The 16,285-nt window shown below is 44.3% G+C and carries 18 protein-coding genes; 12 read left to right on the forward strand and 6 right to left on the reverse strand.

What is annotated here, in order from left to right; all coding sequences use genetic code 11:
- Positions 1-14 precede the first annotated feature (14 nt).
- Positions 15-2,147, forward strand: coding sequence for a DEAD/DEAH box helicase (locus MTCT_RS01340; RefSeq protein ID WP_048175217.1), 2,133 nt, complete (start codon positions 15-17; stop codon positions 2,145-2,147).
- A gap of 4 nt (positions 2,148-2,151) precedes the next feature.
- On the opposite strand, the gene MTCT_RS01345 is transcribed toward MTCT_RS01340, so the two are convergent.
- Both MTCT_RS01345 and MTCT_RS01350 read right to left on the reverse strand, forming a co-directional pair.
- A complete protein-coding gene (locus MTCT_RS01345) occupies positions 2,152-2,373 on the reverse strand; it encodes a type II toxin-antitoxin system HicA family toxin (RefSeq protein ID WP_197538710.1) in 222 nt (73 codons plus the stop codon).
- Positions 2,360-2,641, reverse strand: a complete 282-nt coding sequence (locus MTCT_RS01350) for a type II toxin-antitoxin system HicB family antitoxin (RefSeq protein ID WP_048175219.1) — start codon at positions 2,639-2,641, stop codon at positions 2,360-2,362. The genes MTCT_RS01345 and MTCT_RS01350 overlap by 14 nt, the downstream gene beginning before the upstream one ends.
- Positions 2,642-2,799: 158 nt before the next feature.
- Between MTCT_RS01350 and MTCT_RS01355 the strand changes: the two genes are divergently transcribed.
- Both MTCT_RS01355 and MTCT_RS01360 read left to right on the forward strand, forming a co-directional pair.
- Positions 2,800-3,255 carry a MarR family transcriptional regulator gene (locus tag MTCT_RS01355; RefSeq protein ID WP_048175220.1) on the forward strand — a complete coding sequence of 152 codons (456 nt, stop codon included), beginning with the start codon at positions 2,800-2,802 and terminating at the stop codon, positions 3,253-3,255.
- A complete protein-coding gene (locus MTCT_RS01360; RefSeq protein ID WP_048175221.1) occupies positions 3,239-4,591 on the forward strand; it encodes an MATE family efflux transporter in 1,353 nt (450 codons plus the stop codon). Before MTCT_RS01355 ends, MTCT_RS01360 begins: the two co-directional genes overlap by 17 nt.
- 54 nt (positions 4,592-4,645) lie before the next feature.
- Here the strand turns inward: MTCT_RS01360 and MTCT_RS01365 are convergent, their stop codons facing one another.
- Positions 4,646-4,942 carry a DUF3467 domain-containing protein gene (locus MTCT_RS01365; RefSeq protein ID WP_048175222.1) on the reverse strand — a complete coding sequence of 99 codons (297 nt, stop codon included), beginning with the start codon at positions 4,940-4,942 and terminating at the stop codon, positions 4,646-4,648.
- On the reverse strand, positions 4,935-5,351 hold the full coding sequence (locus tag MTCT_RS01370) for a winged helix-turn-helix domain-containing protein (RefSeq protein WP_048175223.1): 417 nt from the start codon (positions 5,349-5,351) through the stop codon (positions 4,935-4,937). The genes MTCT_RS01365 and MTCT_RS01370 overlap by 8 nt, the downstream gene beginning before the upstream one ends.
- A 160-nt stretch (positions 5,352-5,511) precedes the next feature.
- Between MTCT_RS01370 and MTCT_RS01375 the strand changes: the two genes are divergently transcribed.
- Entirely contained in the window at positions 5,512-5,823 is a 312-nt protein-coding gene (locus MTCT_RS01375) for a hypothetical protein (protein WP_144245644.1), read from the forward strand.
- 73 nt (positions 5,824-5,896) lie between these two features.
- Here the strand turns inward: MTCT_RS01375 and MTCT_RS01380 are convergent, their stop codons facing one another.
- A complete protein-coding gene (locus MTCT_RS01380) occupies positions 5,897-6,457 on the reverse strand; it encodes a hypothetical protein (protein WP_048175225.1) in 561 nt (186 codons plus the stop codon).
- Between the two features lie 127 nt (positions 6,458-6,584).
- Here MTCT_RS01380 and arsB point away from each other — a divergent pair, with 127 nt between their 5' ends.
- The 3 genes from arsB to MTCT_RS09330 all read left to right on the forward strand — a co-directional run bounded on the left by arsB (position 6,585) and on the right by MTCT_RS09330 (position 8,481).
- Positions 6,585-7,619, forward strand: coding sequence for an ACR3 family arsenite efflux transporter (gene arsB, locus MTCT_RS01385; RefSeq protein WP_048175226.1), 1,035 nt, complete (start codon positions 6,585-6,587; stop codon positions 7,617-7,619).
- 99 nt (positions 7,620-7,718) lie between these two features.
- Complete coding sequence (locus MTCT_RS01390) at positions 7,719-8,270, forward strand: glycosyltransferase (protein ID WP_052457272.1); 552 nt, start codon at positions 7,719-7,721, stop codon at positions 8,268-8,270.
- A gap of 34 nt (positions 8,271-8,304) precedes the next feature.
- Positions 8,305-8,481, forward strand: a complete 177-nt coding sequence (locus MTCT_RS09330; RefSeq protein ID WP_158498084.1) for a hypothetical protein — start codon at positions 8,305-8,307, stop codon at positions 8,479-8,481.
- Positions 8,482-8,503: 22 nt separating this feature from the next.
- Here MTCT_RS09330 and MTCT_RS01395 read toward each other — a convergent pair whose 3' ends face one another.
- The gene (locus MTCT_RS01395; RefSeq protein WP_231855318.1) at positions 8,504-9,667 is read right to left on the reverse strand and encodes a D-glucuronyl C5-epimerase family protein; all 1,164 of its coding nucleotides are present in this window, start codon (positions 9,665-9,667) and stop codon (positions 8,504-8,506) included.
- Between the two features lie 205 nt (positions 9,668-9,872).
- On the opposite strand from MTCT_RS01395, the gene MTCT_RS01400 reads away from it, so the two are divergent.
- From MTCT_RS01400 to MTCT_RS01420, 5 genes are all read left to right on the forward strand, one after another.
- Positions 9,873-10,529 carry a glycosyltransferase family 2 protein gene (locus MTCT_RS01400; protein WP_048175227.1) on the forward strand — a complete coding sequence of 219 codons (657 nt, stop codon included), beginning with the start codon at positions 9,873-9,875 and terminating at the stop codon, positions 10,527-10,529.
- A gap of 16 nt (positions 10,530-10,545) precedes the next feature.
- A complete protein-coding gene (locus MTCT_RS01405) occupies positions 10,546-11,694 on the forward strand; it encodes a DUF1972 domain-containing protein (protein ID WP_052457274.1) in 1,149 nt (382 codons plus the stop codon).
- 85 nt (positions 11,695-11,779) lie between these two features.
- A complete protein-coding gene (locus MTCT_RS01410; RefSeq protein ID WP_158498085.1) occupies positions 11,780-12,898 on the forward strand; it encodes a glycosyltransferase family 4 protein in 1,119 nt (372 codons plus the stop codon).
- Positions 12,899-12,936: 38 nt separating this feature from the next.
- The gene (locus MTCT_RS01415; protein ID WP_158498086.1) at positions 12,937-15,066 is read left to right on the forward strand and encodes a DUF2206 domain-containing protein; all 2,130 of its coding nucleotides are present in this window, start codon (positions 12,937-12,939) and stop codon (positions 15,064-15,066) included.
- Between the two features lies 1 nt (position 15,067).
- Complete coding sequence (locus tag MTCT_RS01420) at positions 15,068-16,243, forward strand: CDP-glycerol glycerophosphotransferase family protein (RefSeq protein ID WP_048175230.1); 1,176 nt, start codon at positions 15,068-15,070, stop codon at positions 16,241-16,243.
- Positions 16,244-16,285 lie beyond the last annotated feature (42 nt).

The raw sequence follows: 16,285 nt of genomic DNA on the forward strand, positions 1-16,285 counted from the left end.
CAGGGTGTAATCTGATGTCCTCCGAATCACTCAACCCCCGCCTCAGGCACTTCCTCGCCAACAGGCTGGGATGGAGGAGCCTGAGGGAGGTGCAGAAATCCGCCATTGAAGCCATAGGGAGGGGGGAGGACACCCTCATAGTTGCACCCACAGCCTCTGGTAAGACCGAGGCAGCCATGATACCTGTCTTCAACTCCATACTCACAGAGGGCCTCCCACCTGTCAGTCTGCTCTATGTCTCACCCCTCAAGGCACTCATAAATGACATGCACAGCAGACTGGAGTACTGGGGCAACCACTTCAACCTTGAGGTCATGAAGTGGCACGGGGATGTCCCGCCAGACACCAAGCGGAGGTTCATCAGGAACCCCGCGGACATCCTCCTAATAACACCAGAGTCCCTTGAGGTCATCATGGTGAACAGGAGCCGGGATGAGAGGGAGAGGATCTTCAGAAACCTCCGCTACATCATAGTGGATGAGATCCACTACTTCATAGAGTCAGACAGGGGTGTCCAGCTGAACTCCCTCCTTGCAAGGCTTGAGAGGTACACCGCTGTGAGGCCCCAGAGGATAGGGCTCTCTGCGACGGTTGGAAACCCCGAAGACGTCCTTGAGTGGATGAGCCCCTCGGGGGTTGTTGTAAAGGAGAGCTCTGATAGGAGACTCCAGTACAGGATATTCTCTGGTGGAGAAGCGGGGGTCATTGATGTTTTAAGGAGGTTAACCGGCAGGAAGGTCCTCATCTTCGTCCCATCAAGGAGGGAGGCCGAGAGGTACTACAACATCATAAGAAGGTGCCTGGATGTGGACGTCTTCATACACCACTCCTCCCTGAACAGGGAGTCACGGGAGGAGGCAGAGGAGAAATTCAAATCCATCTCAGCGGCCTTCATGGTGAGCACCAGTACACTGGAGCTTGGTATAGATGTGGGTGACATCGACGTGGTGGTACACCTGCGGAGTCCAACAACCGTGAACCAGTTCCTCCAGAGGACAGGGAGGAGCGGCAGGAGGAGCGGCAACCAGAGGACCATCATATTCCATGAGGGTGAGGTGCTCCTCGCCCTCTCGGTTGTCTCGCTGGCACTTTCAGGTAAACTTGAGATGCTCAGGATACCCCGCCGGCCCCTTGACATATACTTCCACCAGATCCTGAGCTCGGTGTTTGAGATTGAAAAACCGGGGCCCGCCGAGATATACAGGGGCCTGGGGAGGGCCCATGTATTCTCTGATATAAATCAAGGGGACTTCAGGCACCTCCTTGACTTCATGGGTGAGAGTGATTTTATAAGGAAACATGGAAGCTACCTCTACCATGGCTTCAACTTTGAGAAGGTCTTCGGTAAGATGAACTTCCTGGAGTTCTACTCTGTGTTCTACCCCACCTATGAGTTCACTGTTAAGCACGGCACAAAGACAGTAGGAACCCTTGACGCATTCTTCGCTGTAAAATACCTTGAGGAGGGTAGGGGATTCGTGCTTGGTGGTGAAAACTGGATTGTGAGGGAGATAGACCATGAAAAATTCATCGTTAAGGTTAAGCCATGCTCAAGGAAGGCGAATATACCTGACTGGAGTGGTGGCGGTGCCCCTGTGAGCTTTGAGGTTGCAAGGCACGCCTATGACATCCTCCTTGGAAACTTCAACCGGGACCTCCTCAGGTGGCTAGATGACGCATCAAGGGAGAGGGTCCTATCTGAGATGGCAAGGGCCTCTGCCGCAGGTTTAACCAGGGATGTTATCCCTGTGAGTGTCGGGTCGGATGTGGAGATCCACACCTTTGGGGGGGAGAGGGTTAACGGCCTCATCTCTGATATATTCAGGATGGAGCATGATGCATACCGTGTCATGGATGATGCCTTCGCGGCGCGCTTCAGCGCAAAGGTAGACTACGATGATGTGGTATCTACTCTGAATGAGATCCCATCCATCATCTCTGAGGAGGACTTCCCCCTCAGGCTCCATGACAGGCTTGACAGGATGGTTAAGAACAAGTTCATAGAGCACCTCCCTGAGGATGTGGCGGCCCATATAAAGTACAGCATCCTCTACAGGCCGGATGAGCTCATGGGGCTGCTTGAGGCCAGCAGACCTGTTGAGGTGGAGGGCTTCAGGATTCAGGTTTTTCATGGTTCTGAGAAATAGACATTCATGTTCTTTTTCTGGAATTCATGAGCTTCATGAATTCTGGATATGTGAGCTCAGCCTGTTTAAGAATTGATTTCAGGGTTCCGGGGGCGATTTCATCATGAAGAGGTATGATCACAATGAGTTTCTTCCCATTTTCATCTATCTTTTTGAGTTTCACATGACTACCCTTTCCTCCAGAATACGTAAATCCCTCTTTCTGGAGGATCTTACAGAGCTTCACTCCTGACAGTTTTCCTTTTTTGCCAGCCATCTATCTTAACGCTCACATGTTCCTCTTTTTCAGGTACAGTGAATCTGCTTATAAGGTCCTGATACATTTCAAGAACATCCTCGTCGCTAAGGAAGAGTTCAAGCGCCTCCTGGATGTTCTCAAGGGCAATTTCTTTGCTGATGCCCTGACTGGCTATGTTGAAGGGCTCGCATATCGCCACGAACAGTTTTCCCTCTTTTTCAATCTTTACTGGAAGCTCAAGTTTAACTGAGGCCATCCCATCTCACCTGAAGTTCACAGATAACTATTTCTGCATTATTTGATATGAATTGATGGCTTAATATATATTTATGTTGCAGCTGCAACAGTTGCTATGACAACATTTATATGGTGCCATCCAGATAACTTCAGCATCAGAACATTGAGGATGAAGTGATGATCGACAGTGACATACCATTCAAGGGGCTCCTATCAATCATACTCAGAAGCCACCGCGTATTTGTGGCAAGGGAGTTATCCAGCCTGAAACTCACAGACGCACAGGTGGCCTGCCTCTTCAGGATCCACAGGCAACCAGGGGTTACCCAGGATGAACTCTCCTGGTTCTTCCAGGTGGACAAGGGAACCATAGCCAGGATCACAAGGCGCCTGGAGGAGCGGGGACTCATCATGAGAAAACAGGACCCCCAGAACAGGAGGAGGTACATGCTTAGCCTCACAGCTCAGGGGGAGGAACTCATACCCCTCATAATGGAGGTTGAGGATAGGTGGACGGACCTCCTCTTTGAGAACCTCACAGATGAGGAGAGGGATACTCTAATGGAAATGTGCAGGAGACTCGCAGAGGATGCAATGAAGATAAGGGGCGTGGAAGATGACAGAGGGCGTTAAGATAATGAGGGGGGACCCGAGGAGGGCCCTCCTGAAACTCTCAGGGCCGATGATAATCGCGATGCTGCTCACATCCATCTACAACCTGGTGGACGCCATATGGGTGGCTGGTCTCGGTGGCGAGGCACTGGCAGCCATAGGGTTCGTGACACCCCTCTACATGGTACTCGTGGGGCTATCCAATGGCCTCGGGGCCGGGGCGGCATCATCGGTCTCAAGGTACCTTGGTGCAGGTGACCCCGAGGGCGTCAACAACAGCGCAACCCACACGGTTATAATAACAGTTGCGGTTTCAGTTATCATCACGGTGATCCTTGAACTCCTCCTCGGAGATATACTCCTCTCCCTGGGGGCAGGGGATGCCCTCAAACCAGCCTTCCAGTACGGTAGTGTGGTATTCGCGGGTACCATATTCACACTCTTCACAGGGGCCGCCTACGGGATACTCAGATCCGAGGGTGATGCAAAGAGGCCAATGTATGCCATGGGAATCTCAGCGGTCCTCAACATGGTCCTTGACCCCCTCCTCATATACACTGCAGGGTGGGGTATAGCTGGGGCGGCCTGGGCAACGGTGATATCCCAGCTTGTGGTCTCACTCATTGTAATCTACTGGTTCATGGGGGGAGGGACCTACACCTCCATCGGGATGAAGCACTTCAGACCCGACCGTGGGGTTGCACTCTCAATACTCTCTGTGACTGTACCTGCAAGTGCAGAGTTCTTTGTCATGTCCCTGGTAACAGCGGTACTCAACGGGATACTTACGAAAGTGGGGGGTACCAGTGCAGTTGCAGTGTACTCGGCCGGGTGGAGGATAGTCATGATGGCCATCGTCCCGGTGATATCGGTTGCAACTGCCCTTGTGAGCGTCTCGGGGGTTGCCTATGGTTCAAGGAACTTCAGAAACCTTGAGGTGGTCCATGGTTACTCCATAAGGCTGGGACTTGTAATAGCCGCTGCCACTGCACTTCTCACATTCGTACTTGCCCCCTGGATCTCATGGGTATTCTCCTACTCCCAGGCATCTGCGGACCTGGCACCAAGGATAACCTGGTTCCTGAGGGTCATCTGCCTCTTCTACCTCTTCCTACCACCGGGTATAATGTCAGGTTCCATCTTCCAGGGGGCAGGGAGGGGACTCACATCCCTCACACTCTCGGTTATAAGGCAGGTCCTCCTGGTTGCGGTATTCGCCTACCTCCTTGGTGTGATCCTGGGATTCGGTGAGGTTGGAGTCTGGTGGGGTGTGGTTGCAGGTGACATCGGGGGAAGCCTCATAGCCTACCTCTGGGCAAGGCTCTTTATAGGGAGGCTCAGGAGGTACGGGGACTGATTCCCCCTTTATGAACCCATCATGGTGCTCATGGAGTCTGGCATCCAGCCTCTTCTAGGGCTGCGGCCCCTTGGAGTGGTGGGCCCTGATTTTCCCGAAGGTCCTCTCGTATTCCTCAACCTGCTCCATGAGCCACACTGCAAGTTCCTTCGCTGTTTCCGGTGACATCCTCACCTCATTCTCCACGACCCGGCAGGCACTGATCTTCGAGATTTCTGTTTCCTCGTCCCTGGGGAATAACTCCTCAGAGAAGAGGAGGACGCGGAATTCATTTGATGAAAACCCCCCAAGGGCACCTGTTATGTAGATGGTATTGAGTTCTGAGGATATCACAATGGGGACTTCAACCACATTTCCCACCCTGGCCGCTTGATGAGATGGTCAGTGTGTGTTTTCCTGACTCATTAAGGCTGTAATGTGCAGGGGACGTTCTTCCGGCAGTTGTCTCCATGGGTTCTTCATTCATTTTCCCGGTAATCTCATCGATTTTCCTGATATACTCCTCACTTTCAAGGATTGCAAGGCACACGGCCCTCCTATCATCCATCTTCAGTCTGTAGGCTGCAGCCTTTCCCTCCCTCTTTTCAAGTAATCCAATCTCCATGAGTTCATTCACATGGTTGTAGACGGTCTTTTCGGTCGCGTCAATCATCCTTGCGATCTCCGGGACCTTCAGGTAGTGGCCCCAGTTTTCCAGGAGCTCCTCAAGTATGGATACTCTGTTTGTATCCCCGAATATTTCCCTGAGCACACAGGTCACTGAAAATCACCTTCAGTAATTTATTTTCAATTTATCATTCACTACACATATATCACGGAATTTATGTATAAATTTATCTAAATTTATTTCATTTACTGAAACCAATATTCAGAACACATACGATAATATATATACATATTGAATTATGATAACAGTCCTCATGGATGAGGTTGAGCTGATTATAGATTCAATGGATCCTGCTGAAAGGGAGGTCATGACCGTTGTGGGCCGTATAGGTGGATCCGCCAACAGGAACTTCACAAGACAGACAATCAGGAAGAAGCTGAGGGATGATACACTTCCTGAGGCCGATAGGGCAATTGATTCACTGAGGAGAAAGGGTCTTATAAGGTATTACAGAAAACCAGACAATTTTGCAACTACAAAGCTCGGATTTCTGGTTGCAAGGAAACTCAAAGAAGAATTTCAGAGGCGAAACTTTCCGGATATGCGTATTCTGCTGCTATTCTAATTAAATTGTTATTTTATGGATTTCAGTATGGACTTTTAGCCCTCAAAAAAATGAATGGTCAGGGAGAAGACCCCTATTCACTGATGGGTGAACCTCTCCCCATCTTCTTCCTTATGTAGACCGCCAGGAGGCCCCCCACGAATGCTGCAAGCACCAGTGAAATGACCATGAGTATCCCTGATATGAGCTGAAGGTAGTCTGCTGGTGCGTATGTGGGTTCAGATGCCAGTCCCATGGGCGCTGCTGCACCTGTCATGTCCCCGCCGGTGTCAGGGAATATCTGTGATATGGCCATGAGTGCCATCATGCCACCGGTGGTTGTTGCCATGAGACCAAGCACACCGACGGCGAGGTAGATGAGTACCAGGAACCCTGAGTTCACCAGGGATTCACTGTAGGTTTCAGCACCCAGACCCGCAACAAAGGATTCCACAAGGAGGAAGACGAAGGCCACAATGAATACAAAGAATATGGGGTCCACGGATCCACCCATGAGGGCACCGCCAAGGATTACAGCGGTGAGTGTCCCGGCAACTGCACCCACAAGTATCCCCAATACCGAGCTTAAAACATTCAGCTTACTGTTCAGCCACTTCAGCAGTGGTTCACCATTTGTATTTACATTGAGTCTCAAATTTACCACCATAAACACTTAATAATTACATTCATGTTTTTTACTTCATAAAACCTTTCCGGTTCAGGGAAAACTACTAATAATAAATCAACATATCTAAATTTACTGATATGTAACCGGTGATATCATGGAAAGTGAAGAGATGGGAATATTCGAAAGGTACCTCACAGTCTGGGTGATCCTCTGCATAATCACAGGGGTTGGGATCGGACAGTTCATACCAGCCTTCCCGGCCCTCCTCAACAGGTTACAGTACGCCCAGGTATCCCTCCCTGTGGCGGTGCTGATATGGCTCATGATATACCCCATGATGCTCAGGATAGACTTCTCAAGCATAATACGGGCCACCAGGGAAATCAAAGGACTTGCCGTTACCTGCGGGACCAACTGGCTCATAAAACCATTCACCATGTACATCGTGGCATCATTCTTCCTCCTCGGAGTTTTCTCAAATCTGATACCACCTGAACTCGGGAGGGAATACCTTGCAGGCGCGGTACTCCTCGGGGCGGCACCATGCACGGCAATGGTATTCGTCTGGAGCAGCCTCACACGGGGCGACCCGGCCTACACACTGGTGCAGGTGGCGGTGAACGACATAATACTCCTCTTCGCCTACGCCCCCATAGTGGCTTTCCTCCTGGGGATAGGTAACATCCAGGTACCCTACGACACCCTCATACTCTCGGTGGTGCTCTTCGTGGTGGTACCGCTACTTGCAGGGTACCTCACAAGGAGGAGGCTCATCACCTCAAGGGGGCCAGAGTACTTCCAGGAGTTCCTGGGGAAATTCGAGAACATAACGGTCATGGGACTCCTCCTAACCCTCATCATAATATTCTCATTCCAGGGGAGGGTCATAATTGAGAACCCCCTCCACATTGGCCTGATTGCGGTGCCCCTAATAATACAGACCTTCCTGATCTTCACGGTGGCCTACCTCTGGGCCCGCATCTGGAGGCTGAGGCATGCGGTGGCTGCACCGGCAGCCCTAATAGGTGCAAGCAACTTCTTTGAACTGGCGGTTGCGGTGGCCATATCACTCTTCGGCCTCCAGTCAGGGGCGGCCCTCGCCACGGTTGTTGGGGTCCTGGTGGAGGTCCCGGTCATGCTCACGCTGGTGAGGATAGCCAATGCAACCCGTGACAGGTTTCCGGCCTGAAAAAATTAATTTATGGGAAGGTACCAGAGGGATGGGCCGCAAATGCACCCCCACCTGAAAAAATTAATTTTATCTTTATCGGGAACATAATGCTACTGGATGATATCAGTAATATGTGTCTACAATGATAGGGAAACCCTCAGAAGGTTCCTGCTCAGGGACCTCCGTGAAGGGGACGATTATGAACTCATACTCCTTGATAACACCACCGGTAGATTCAGTTCAGCGGCCGAGGCCCTCAACCACGGGGCGGAGATGGCCACAGGTGACACCCTCATATTCGCCCACCAGGACGTGCAGGTAAAACCGGAGGCCATCAGACGGATGGCCTCATATACATCGGCACTGGAGGATGCGGGGGTCCTGGGTGCTGCCGGAGTGGCCGGCCCCTTCAGGCTGTTCTCATGCATGAAACAGGGCGACCCACCAGTGGATGTTGGGAGGAGAATTGGGGCTCCGGTGAGGGTTCAGACCGTTGATGAGTGCCTCTTTGCCCTACCCTCTGAGGTCTGGAGGAGGCACCCCTTTGATGAAGAGACATGCAGCCACTGGCACCTCTACGCGGTTGAACGGTGCCTCGCCCTCAGGAAGAAGGGTTACAGTATCTACGCGGTCTCACAAGAGCCCCCAAGGGGAGTGGGACGCCCTTAAAGGGAAGAAGGGTTACAGTATCTACGCGGTCCCTGTGGAGGCCTACCACAGGTCACCGGGTTACTCCATGTCCCCTGAATACTACACCACAATGGGGGCAATAATGAAAAAGCACAGGGTCCCCGTGGTGTGGACCTCCCTCGGGTTCTCCACACCATACCTCCCCCTTGGACTCCAGAGGAGGCTGAAGGAGTTCCTCATGAGGCTATAGTTGGTGTTTCCTCTGGATCAGCTCAGATCCTCTCGGGTCTGAGTCCCTTCCTTTTCAGGTAACCGTTCCACCTTAAGGCAATGCTGCGGTAGTAGCTGTCCCCCGTTGCTTTCCAGACCTGGTTTGCAAGCTGTACGTGGAGTCTGTGGTAGCTCTCACTGGCTAGCCATGCCGGCCTGTAGTACCTGCCGCTCACAGCATAATATGTCCATCGCCCACTGTCGAACCTCCAGTTCATCCTCCTGAAGGTTGATACGCCATTTCGGAATAGGTTAAGCGCTCTTGAGTTTCCTGTGTACCTGTGGACGTTGTTGATTCCCAGTGTGCAGATGAGGTGGGCGTTGAGGATGTAGTGTTCCCTCAGAAAGTTGTAGTGGAGGTAGAAGTTACCGTATTTCGTGGTTTTCACAAGGTTTGTTGGGGCATAAAAACTGTTTACGAGGGAATTTGAGATGTCAAGGTACTCCCTTTTACCTGTGAGGTTGTATGCCCTGGCGTAGTGGCCTGCAAGGTTGCCCTGGGCGAAGCTGTCAAGCCAGCCGGTACCTGAGCCATGGTAGTCAAAGTACATGGGGAATACCGCGTAGCGCATACCCCTGTACGTCCTGAAGTTTGCGGTGAGTTTCTGTTCATCCAGCACTTCAAGGAAGTCTGTGGTGTTTCTGCAGCCACTTGCAAGGTTGGATGTTGTTACAGGGTAAATGTGCCATCCCCTGTTTTTGTAGTAGACAAAGGGGAGGTTGCTCTTGAACTCCGGGACAGGCATGTTCCTGAACTGGCAGGCCCTGCTGTTGAATACAATCACCGTCGTGTCTGATGGTGAAAGTTTCCTGGAGTAGTAGGCGTTATTGGCCTGTATGGTCTTGATCTCAATTATCTTCTCATCGCTCCTCAAGGCCCTCTTACTTTTGATGCCTGAGAAGATTTTAACGGCATACCCAGCATCTACGTATGCCTGATAGTACCTTCTATCACCTGTTGAGGTGTACCGTGTATAAAGGTGGTTTCTTATCCTCGTGTTATTTTTAACGGCCCCCTTGAGGAGTTCCTGGTAATTGTCCAGGTAATATGAGCGGTTCAGGTGGTTGGGTGTCCCGTTGCAGTCTGTGGTGTTATCCACTGCATGGGATGGGTTGCATGCAAGGATGAAAATTAAGCCAAGGATCACTGGAAAAACCCTTTTCATGAATATCACCATTAATAATTTGGTGGCTTTGAATATATAATGTAAGGTTACATATTCTGGAAGCCCCGGAAAACTTTTTATAATTGAAATGGCCATATTATAGAAAAATTATTCACACTTGTAATAATGGTGTTGTCATGTTGATGTCAGTATTACCACCATGTGGGGTGTCCTAACTGGATGATGTAACATTTATGTAACATTTATGATACCGGCCTACAATGAGGAGGAGTCCATAGGGGCACTTCTTGACAGGATAATGATGCTCTACCCTGACGCCGAGATCATCGTTGTTGATAATAACTCCTCTGACAGGACCGCTGAGATTGCAGCATCACGTGGTGTCAGGGTCATCTTTGAGGGGAGACAGGGAAAAACTAATGCCATGCTCGCAGCCTTCAGGAATGTGAGGACGGAGTATGCCATCATGATGGACGCCGACTGCACCTACCCACCCGAGGACTCGGCGCACCTGATAGATGTGCTCAAGGGTGAGGGGGCTGATGTGGTCCTCGGTTCAAGGCTGAAGGGGGACGTGGAGGATGGTGCAATATCCCGCCTCAACAGGATCGGGAACTGTATACTGAGCCTCACCGCCACAATCCTTTACCGTCCTGTGAGTGATGTCTGCACAGGGCACTGGGCCTTCAGGAGGAGGGCGATAGATTACCTTATAGATGTGGGGCTTAGGTATCCTGGATTCGAACTGGAGGCCGAGATGTTCTCAAAACTTGCAAGGTCAGACCTCAGGATAGTTGAGGTCCCCATCTCCTACAGGAGGAGGTCCAATGAACCCAAACTTTCATCACTGACTGACGGCTTCAAAATCTTCAGGACGCTTATTGTTGAAAGGTTAAGGTAGCAGGGGAGAAGATAATTTGGTTAATGATAAGAGAATAGTTTTGATTGGTTCCAGAGGGATACCGGCGAAGTATGGAGGGTTTGAAACATTTGCTGAAGGGTTATCAACAAGGCTGGCTGCTGATGGTTATGATATAACAGTAACGTGCGAATATGAACCGCCAGAATCAAGAATTGAAAATTATAATGGCGTTAAGCTTATACATTTCCCTTTAAAGCCTCCAGGAAATTACTTTTTAAGGAAATTCTATGAGAACCTATCTGACATATACTTCCTTATAAAACTGGCCCGTAAGTTTGACATAATATATTTTCTTGGAATTGAAGTGGGCCTCTTTCTTTTCATACCCAAACTTTTAAACAGGAATCTCTTTTTGATTGTCAATATCGATGGCGTCATGTGGAAGAGGACAAAATTTAATATCATTGAGAGGTGGCTCCTCAAAGTTAATCATATATTTGCCACGATATTCGCTGATAAAATTATACTTGATGCGGAGAGTATGGGAAATTATGTAAGTGAAGCGAGAAAGAAAAAAGCGGTTTTCATACCCTATGGTATTGAGGAGATTGAAAAGGTTCCGTGGGATCCCCAGAAACTTAGGATGTTGAACTATAGTAACATTGTCCTGGAGAAAATAAAAAGGAATGAGTATTGGCTTGTCGTGGCCAGACTCGAACCTGAGAACAACATACATGTTATTATTGAGGGGTTCCTGAAGAGTAACTCAAGGAGACCTTTAGTTATTGTTGGAGATCCTACTAGTGAAAAATACAGAAAAAAGCTGGAAAAAATCCTGAAAGAGGATCTTAACAATAGGGTAATGATGGTTGGCGCAATTTATGATAATGATCTCCTGAATATGTTAAGGCAGCATTGCTTTGCATATATTCATGGACACTCTGTTGGCGGAACCAATCCATCTCTGATTGAGGCCATGAGCATGAAGAATGTTATAGTTGCCCATGATAATGAATTTAACCGTGAAGTTTGTGGAGACACAGCCTTTTACTTTATGAATACTGAAGAACTGGGAAATCTTGTAGATTATATCGATAGTTTAAATGAGGCATATGAATACAAAAAAAAGGCTTTTTTAAGGTCTATAAATAAGTATGAATGGACAAAAATTATAGCAGAATACAAAAAAGCTTTTTTCGGTTAAATAAGGATGCTTTTGATAAGTTATAAGTGAGAATAATAAAATTATGCATGATATTTTACATAATATTGGTAAGGTGTTTATAAAAATGAAAAAAATAGTTTTAATTCGTTCTTTACCATTCACAAGGGATATCCGCATAAAAAAGGAAGCTTTGAGTTTAAGGAGTTTCTATGATGTTTCTGTTATAATGTGGGATCGAGATGGATCGCTGAAAGATTCAGATATAGAAAACTTAAAAATAAAGAGATTTCCATTGGAAACATCCACAAAAAAGAAAACGACAATTTACATGCCTCTATGGTGGCTTTTTATAGTATTTAATTTAATAGGTGAAAAATGGGATTATGTGCATGCTGCTGATTTTGACACTTTTTTCCCGGCAATTTTTATTTGTAAGCTGAGGAAAATCCCCATAATATATGATATAGTTGATTTTTATAGTGATACAGTGTTATATTTCAGCAGAGTCCTAAGTTTTGTGGTGGCCACTATCGATAAATTTTTAATGAACTTTGCTGATGCAATTATTTTACCGGACAAGGCTCGTCTTGAACAAGTCGGACTTAGCGATGAAAGTAAAGTATATTTCATAGTAAATTCTCCATCTTCCAAAGAATATAAAGATCTATCTATCAACTATAACTTCAAGAGGGAGGATCGTAAATTAAATTTGTTTTTTGGTGGAGGTGTCTCCCCAGAGAGAGGTATAGATTTTTTATGTGAAGCCGTAAAAGAATCTCAAGAATTCTATCTAAGGGTAATAGGCCCTGCCCCTTATGCCTACAGGAAATTCTTGTATGCAACTTATAATAATTGTAAAAATATAGATTTGCATTTAAAAGCGGTTCCACATGAGACAATAATCAACGAGACAATGAATGCTGATGTTACCTTTGCATTATATGACCCAAATGTTCCTAACAACAGATATGCAAGTCCAAACAAGCTTTATGAAGCAATGATGTGTTCTAAACCTATAATAGTTAGTGATAACACTACTATGGCCAATATTGTCCGTGAGGAAAAATGTGGTTTAATCGTTCCATATGGCAATGTTGAAAAATTAAAAGAAGTGTTAAATTTGCTGAAAGAATCTCCTAATTTAAGAAAAAAATTAGGTAAAAACGGCAAAAAAGCTTATGAGAATAGTTATAATTGGGAAATAATGGAAAAAAGACTTTTAGCGATTTATGAGAACTTGTGATATGATTGTGTTGTTGATGTGATACTATGGAGTCCAAAATGAAAATTATAACATTTATAGCAATATCTCTTATCACAATAGTTCTTAATTCAGCAGTCTTAAAATTTCCAATAGTCACTGAATTAATGGGTCTTCTATTTCTGCTGTTAGTTCCTGGGTTTCTCTTCATTGAGATTATTGGAATAAATTCCAAAAGCTTTGATAAGCTACTTTATTCGATAGGAATAAGTGTATCCTTCATATTTCTGGCGGGCTTTTTTATCAATAGTTTACATTCTTTCTTTGGAATTAAGAATGCCTTCGATGAGTTTTATGTTTATCTAATATTTATAATAACAGTCTTCATCTTATTAATTCTGTATAAAGTGTATGCTAAGAATACATATGATTTGAATATACCAAATGACCCATATAAATACATAAACAAATATAATTTGGTATTATTAATCATCCCGTTTTTTGTGTTGATATCAGTTTATTCAAGAAATGTTTATGGAAATAATGTTCCACTTCTTTTTTCCATTTTTATCATAGCTCTTCTACCGATTTTAGTAGCTTATAGAAAAATTCCTATAGATTCGTACAAACTTGCCGTCTTTGTTATTTCTTTTTCACTTTTAATGCATACTTCATTGATTAGCAACTACCTAGTAGGATGGGATATCCAGAAAGAATATTATCTGGCAAATGCGGTTCTAAAGACGGGTTTTTGGAATGTTTCTCTTCCTGATAATTATAATGCAATGTTGAGTATCACACTTTTTGCCCCTTTGATTTCAATTTTCTGCAGAATTAATCTTATATGGGTCTTTAAGGTTGTTTACCCATTTATATTTTCTTTTGTACCTGTTATTTTATTCAGATTTTTTGAGAGACAGACAGATTCCAGGGTAGCTTTTTTTTCTGTATTCTTCTTCATGTCTGTATTTGTATTTTTTACAGAATTGATAGCATTAGCAAGACAGCAGATAGCTGAACTCTTTTTATCCTTAATCCTTCTTGTCATGACGGATGAAAATATAGGAAAAATGGAAATGTCTTTATTATTTGTTATATTCTCCTTTTCACTTGTGGTTTCACACTATGGTCTCTCTTATGTTTTTATTTTGATGCTCTTTATGAGTTTATTAATGGTCATGATCCGTATTCCATTAAGTAAACTTAGAATAGGTGGGCTAGGTGGGCACGCCATTGAAATTAGTTTAAATATCCCTAAAGTAAAGAATGATGTAGAGAATGACCTAAATCTTGTAAGATTCAGTTTTGTAGCTTTATTTTTTACATTTGCCACAACATGGTACATGTATACTTCAGGTTCATCAATATTTGTTGCTATAGTAGGTATAGGACACCAAATCATAAGCAGTATTTTCACTGAATTCCTTAATCCATCTACAGCTCAAGGACTTGCGATAATTTCAATGGAATCTCAAAGTCTATTACATGAGATAGGGAAATATTTACATTTCTTATTTCAGTTTCTAATTATTGTAGGAATGTTCATTTTCTTACGGACTAAAAAATTTAACTTTAATATTGATTATGCTTTCTTTTCTTATGTTGCATTAATTGTTTGTATACTGGCTATCACACTCCCATATTTTTCAAGTGCTTTAAACACTACAAGAATTTATCATATCACTCTTTTCTTTTTAGCACCATTCGCTGTTATTGGTAGCATCTACCTGTCAAAAACGATTTTAAAAACCGAAGAGCACATATTTGGTTGTTTTTCAATTCTATTAACTGTTTTTATCTTATTTAACACAGGATGGATTTACACAGTTTCTAATGATGCGCCGTCAGTTTCTTCATTTGCTATCGATCAGAGAGTCGATTACCCTTATTTTGATTATGCCGAACTCCAAGGAGCAAAATGGATTATAAACAAGAGTGGTAATAAAACAGTCTACGCTGACGAATATCGAAGATTAATATTTTTAGGTTACATACCTGAAAGAACGAAAGTTTTTGATAGAAACTTTGATCTTTCCTATGTTTACCTCGGAAAATACAACATTAAAACTTCTAATCTCATAGTATATAAGTTTATAGGAGTAAACCCAACATTGGAGAAAATTCCTGTTCTTTCCTTAATGAATTCTACTTTTGAAGTATACGACAATGGTGAGAGCATGATTTTGGCTGGAACTACTAGGGAGGGATAATGTGACATTTAATATCATAAAAAGATTAATAATAAATATTCTTAACTTACCACTTTATATTGTCTCTAAAATTATTCCAAAAACTAAGGATATATGGGTCTTTGGTTCCTGGTTTGGACATAAATATGCAGACAACAGCAGATACCTTTTTGAATTCATAAATGAGAATAAACCTTTTATAAGGGCAGTATGGTTAACTGAAGACAAAGAAACATTTAATTATCTAAGAAAAAAAGGTTATGAGGTTTATTATACGTATAGCATTTATGGATACTACATCTCCAGCAGAAGTACAATAAGCTTTGTCTCTACTGATTTTAAAGATGTTAATCGTTTTGTACCGACTCCCATTATTTTCTACCTTGGACATGGCATCCCTCTAAAGAAAATAGGTTATGATGACTCAATCAACTTTTCAGATGGAAGGCGTTTTACAGGCAAATTACTCAAGCTTCTGTTTCCATTTTTAAGAAACATGAATGATTATGATTACATCTTAGCTTCATCTAATGTTGATGCGACGACGCTTGCATCAGCTTTTAGAAAAAACATGGCTGATATTCTAATACTTGGATTACCAAGGAATGATGTTTTTTTCATGAGATCAAATCTTAGGTCGTATGAATCAGATAATCTTAAAATAGTTTACCTTCCTACTCATAGAAAGGAAGGTTCAAATAACTTTTTTAATTTTTTTGTAGATGATCTAAAATTCGTTGATAAAGACTTAGAAAAATTAAAAGCTAAACTTTTCATAAAGTTTCATTTTTATCATGGAGATTCACATTTAAGTTTGAACTCATATAAACAAATTAAACCTTTGGAGGTAGATGACATTCATTCTGTAATCAATAATTTTGATATTTTAATAACTGACTATTCTAGCATATATATAGATTTTTTGCTGACCGAAAAACCTATTATATTTTTTCCGTTTGACTATGAAGATTATATTGAGAATGATAGGGAATTATATCATGATTACAATAGAGTTACACCAGGACCTAAATGTAAAGATTGGTCTGAGGTCATTAGATGGATAGAAAAGTTTAAGGAAAACCCTTCCTTGTTTCTCGAAGAAAGAAGGGCTATAAAAAGGTTATTCCATAGATACAGTGATGGTAAAAATTCGGAACGTGTTTTTGAATATGTAGAACATGAGATATTACATAAATGATAGACAAAGGGTCTGTATTCATAAAAGAGTGGTTTCATATAC

The organism is Methanothermobacter sp. CaT2 (assembly GCF_000828575.1).
In the GTDB taxonomy this organism is placed as follows: domain Archaea; phylum Methanobacteriota; class Methanobacteria; order Methanobacteriales; family Methanothermobacteraceae; genus Methanothermobacter.

Coding starts and splice junctions, on each gene's coding strand:
- MTCT_RS01340 (WP_048175217.1), top strand. CDS start 15: ATGTCCTCCGAATCACTCAACCCCCGCCTCAGGCACTTCCTCGCCAAC.
- MTCT_RS01350 (WP_048175219.1), bottom strand. CDS start 2,641: ATGGCCTCAGTTAAACTTGAGCTTCCAGTAAAGATTGAAAAAGAGGGA.
- MTCT_RS01355 (WP_048175220.1), top strand. CDS start 2,800: ATGATCGACAGTGACATACCATTCAAGGGGCTCCTATCAATCATACTC.
- MTCT_RS01360 (WP_048175221.1), top strand. CDS start 3,239: ATGACAGAGGGCGTTAAGATAATGAGGGGGGACCCGAGGAGGGCCCTC.
- MTCT_RS01375 (WP_144245644.1), top strand. CDS start 5,512: ATGGATGAGGTTGAGCTGATTATAGATTCAATGGATCCTGCTGAAAGG.
- arsB (WP_048175226.1), top strand. CDS start 6,585: ATGGAAAGTGAAGAGATGGGAATATTCGAAAGGTACCTCACAGTCTGG.
- MTCT_RS01390 (WP_052457272.1), top strand. CDS start 7,719: ATGATATCAGTAATATGTGTCTACAATGATAGGGAAACCCTCAGAAGG.
- MTCT_RS01395 (WP_231855318.1), bottom strand. CDS start 9,667: ATGAAAAGGGTTTTTCCAGTGATCCTTGGCTTAATTTTCATCCTTGCA.
- MTCT_RS01400 (WP_048175227.1), top strand. CDS start 9,873: ATGATACCGGCCTACAATGAGGAGGAGTCCATAGGGGCACTTCTTGAC.
- MTCT_RS01410 (WP_158498085.1), top strand. CDS start 11,780: ATGAAAAAAATAGTTTTAATTCGTTCTTTACCATTCACAAGGGATATC.
- MTCT_RS01415 (WP_158498086.1), top strand. CDS start 12,937: ATGAAAATTATAACATTTATAGCAATATCTCTTATCACAATAGTTCTT.